Source organism: Streptomyces sp. WELS2, from assembly GCF_013870595.1.
Classification (GTDB): domain Bacteria; phylum Actinomycetota; class Actinomycetes; order Streptomycetales; family Streptomycetaceae; genus Streptomyces.
Window position 1 is genome coordinate 1 of sequence record NZ_JACBWZ010000688.1, and the last position, 3,374, is coordinate 3,374.

Annotated in this window: 4 protein-coding genes; 2 read left to right on the top strand and 2 right to left on the bottom strand. The window is 74.2% G+C overall.

The window, feature by feature from the left end; genetic code table 11:
• Positions 1–324: 324 nt before the first annotated feature.
• Positions 325–525 (bottom strand): SCO3870 family protein, encoded by a 201-nt coding sequence (locus tag H5J33_RS28150; RefSeq protein WP_181797647.1) that lies wholly within the window; start codon positions 523–525, stop codon positions 325–327.
• A 125-nt stretch (positions 526–650) separates the two neighbouring features.
• On the opposite strand from H5J33_RS28150, the gene H5J33_RS28155 reads away from it, so the two are divergent.
• Positions 651–1,472, top strand: coding sequence for a DUF1963 domain-containing protein (locus H5J33_RS28155; RefSeq protein ID WP_181797648.1), 822 nt, complete (start codon positions 651–653; stop codon positions 1,470–1,472).
• Positions 1,473–1,751: 279 nt separating this feature from the next.
• Here H5J33_RS28155 and H5J33_RS28160 read toward each other — a convergent pair whose 3' ends face one another.
• Positions 1,752–2,630 (bottom strand): alpha/beta fold hydrolase, encoded by an 879-nt coding sequence (locus H5J33_RS28160; RefSeq protein ID WP_181797649.1) that lies wholly within the window; start codon positions 2,628–2,630, stop codon positions 1,752–1,754.
• Positions 2,631–2,744: 114 nt separating this feature from the next.
• Between H5J33_RS28160 and H5J33_RS28165 the strand changes: the two genes are divergently transcribed.
• The coding region (locus H5J33_RS28165) for a BTAD domain-containing putative transcriptional regulator (protein ID WP_181797650.1) at positions 2,745–3,374 on the top strand (630 nt) is incomplete at its 3' end.

Here is a 3,374-nt window from a genome sequence, read left to right on the forward strand (position 1 = left end):
TCCCTCATGGGTCCGACGGCACGGCGGATGCCGGCCGGGACCGCCGGACAGGCGAAGTGCCGACGTGGCAGCAGGACGTTCCGCGCCGGTGACACGGAAAGCGGAGCGGGGGCGGTGCGATCGTGCGCGTGCGGAGGGGACCGCGCGCGTGCGGGCGTACGGGGCGGCCGGATCCCATCTGTGGGAGCGCTCCCATGATGAGAGGGGTGTGACGCCGTGTCAACGCCTGTGCCAGAGGGAGGACCGGGGGCCCGCAGTGCGCGGCCCCCGGTACGCACCCGCCTGCCCCGGTCAGGGCAGGCGGGTGGCCGGAATCCGGTCGGCTCAGTTGGAGTACGGCCGGCCGTCCCGGATCCAGGTCACCACCACGAGAGCCGCGGTGATGTACATCAGGACGCTGAAGGTGGTGACGGATTCGACGTACTGTTCGTAGCCCTGCGCGCGCAGTCGAAGCGCGAGCGAGCCGAGGGCGGTGCCGAGCGCCGCGGTTGCGACGGACATGGCGACGAACGGGCCCTTCGTCATGGGTACTTCCTCCAAGCCACGAGACTGCTGACCAAGATCGAGACTACCGCCCGACGCAAAGCCCGTTGACCCCACGGGAGTTGATGTCCGCCACGGTCCGCCCACGAGCCCGTTAGGGTGGCTCCGTGACCGACGGGACCATGGACGGACCGAGCCGCTTCCGAGCCGAGGCGGCATCCCGGGGACTGCCGTCGGAAGAGGTGGAGGAATGGATACGTACCGCCCTGCCGGCGGTGTACATGGCCGAGGGCGGTGACGGTCCCCTCGTGGCCCGGGCCGGCGGCGACCCCCTGCTGCCGCACGGTGCGCCGAAGCCGTCCGATCCCTTCGTGGCCTCGGTCGACCTCGCGGCCCTCCCGCCCGGCGCCACCGGCCTGCCCCTCCCCGCCGACGGCCACCTGCTCTTCTTCGCCGGCACCGAGGTGCAGGGCATCGGGGGACAGGTGCCCGACGCGGTGATGTACGTCCCCGCCGGGACCCCGTCGACCCCGACCCCCCTCGAACACGCCTGGCGCAAGCCGTACCAACCGCGTGAACTCCGCACGGTATGGCACCAGTCGAGCGTTCCGATGCCGGAGAGCTTCGCCCTCGGCAGATGGGGCGACCTCGCCGACGACGAGCAGTTCGAACTCGCCGACGAACTCGACGACGCCTGGTCTCACGTGGGCGGTTACCGCCCTCCCTGGGCCTTGCAGATCGGCGGCCATCCGGTCTCGCCCCAGAACGACCCGATCCACTACGCCCGTGATCCCGGCGAGGCCGGCCCCTCCGGGCGAGGCGGCTCGGCCGAGGAGGAGGGCGCCGGCGACTGGGTCCTGCTGGCCACCTGGAAGTACGGCGACGACGTCACGGAACTGGACTCGGGCGTGGCCCACTGGGTGATCCGGCGCCGGGACCTGGCGGACCGGCGCTTCGACCGGGTCCACCGCTACATCGAAATGGGCTGACGGCGCGGGGCGAGGACGACCGGCCCCCGAGGGGCCCTCAGCCGTCCTCGCGACGACCGGCCCCCGAGGGGCCCTCAGCCGTCCTCGCCGCCTCGACCGGCCGCGCCGGCCGGGTCGGTGCCGTCGTCGGTGCCCTCGGCGGGGCGGCCCGCCTGCCCGCCACGGGTGCCGAACGCCCCCGCTCTCCTGCGACACCCGGCCACCTCGCCCGCGTCAGCACTGTGGCCGTGAACCGCCGCGGCCCTCCCCCGCCACCGTCCGTGACCCGGTGCGGCCGGCTCAGCGGAGCAGCAGGTCGCGGATCGCCCCCGCGATCTCGTCGGGCGCCTCCTCGGCCATGAAGTGCCCCGCCCTGGTCAGCCGGTGGTCCAGGTCGGGCGCCCACGCGCGCCAGAGCGCGGCGGCGTCGTAGCCCAGTTGCGCGCCCCAGTCCTGCTGGACGACCGTCACGGGCATGGCCAGCTGCGAACCGGCGTCCCGGTCCGCCTGGTCGTGCGCGACGTCGATGCCCGCCGACGCCCGGTAGTCCGCGACGATCGACGGCACGGCCGCGGCGCTCGCCCGCAGGTACTCGGCCCGGACCGGTTCCGGCAGGGCGGCCGGGTCGGCGGCCCAGGCGTCGAGGAAGGAGCCGAAGTAGGCGTCCGCGCTGTTGGCGATCATCGTCTCCGGCAGTCCGGGCGGCTGCGCCATGAGGAACAGGTGGTAGCCGACCGCCGCCCGGACACCGCGCAGCACGTCCCACATGTCCAGCGTCGGCACGACGTCGAGGATGCCCAGGTGCGTGAGGGTCTCGGGATGGTCCAGCCCCGCCCGGAAGGCGACCAGGGCACCCCGGTCGTGGCCGGCCAGGGCGAAGCGCTCGTGGCCGAGCGCCGCGGCCAGGGCCACGACATCGGCGGCCATCGCGCGCTTGGAGTACACCTCGGGGCCGGTGGCCGCGGGCTTGTCACTGGCACCGTAGCCGCGCAGGTCGGGACAGATCACCGTGTGCTCGTCGGCGAGCCGCTCGGCGACGTGCCGCCACATCAGGTGGGTCTGCGGAAAGCCGTGCAGCAGCACGACCGGGCTGCCGCTGCCGCCGACGGCGGCGGCCAGCTCCACTCCGTCCGTGCCGGGCAGGCGGACGTGGTCGAAACCGGGAATGACGAGCGTCATGAAAGGCCCTTTTCTGAGGTCGGAGGGACTGACCGGGCCAGCGTGGGCGAGGCCGATCAGCAGCCGATCAGTACGCTTCGACACCCCGCGCCCGCGGCACGGAAGATGGAGGACATGCGAATCGACGTGCTCGGTGCCGTGCGGGCCCTCCGCGCTGACGGCACCCCGGTTGACCTGGGCGGACCGCGCCATCGCGAGGTACTCGCCCGGCTCGTCGCCGCCGGGGGACGGATGGTCGCCACCGACACCCTCGTGGCCGACCTGTGGGCCGAGCCGCCGGCGCGCGCCGTGGGTGCGCTGCGTACGTTCGTCGCCGCGCTGCGCCGCGCCGTCGAACCCGACCGGCCGCCCCGCACTCCGCCGCGCGTACTCGTCACGGAAGGCCCCGGCTACGCGCTGCGCCTGCCGCGCGCCCAGGTGGACGCCCACCGGTTCGAGGACGCCCTGGCCCGGGCCCGGCGGACCCCCGATGCGCTCACCGACCTCGACGCGGCCCTCGCGGACTGGCGCGGCCCGGCCTACGCCGACGTGACCGGCTCCGCGTGGGCCGAGCGCGAGCGGGCCCGGCTGGAGGAGCTGCGGCTGGAGGGGCTGGAACTGCGCGCCCGCCTCCTCCTCGACTCCGGTTCGGGAGCCGAGCTCGTCGCCGAACTGGGCGCACACGTCACCGAACACCCCTGGCGCGAACCGGCCTGGGGGCTGCTGGCCCGGGCGCCCTCCCTGAATGTCACCGCCCGGACCAGC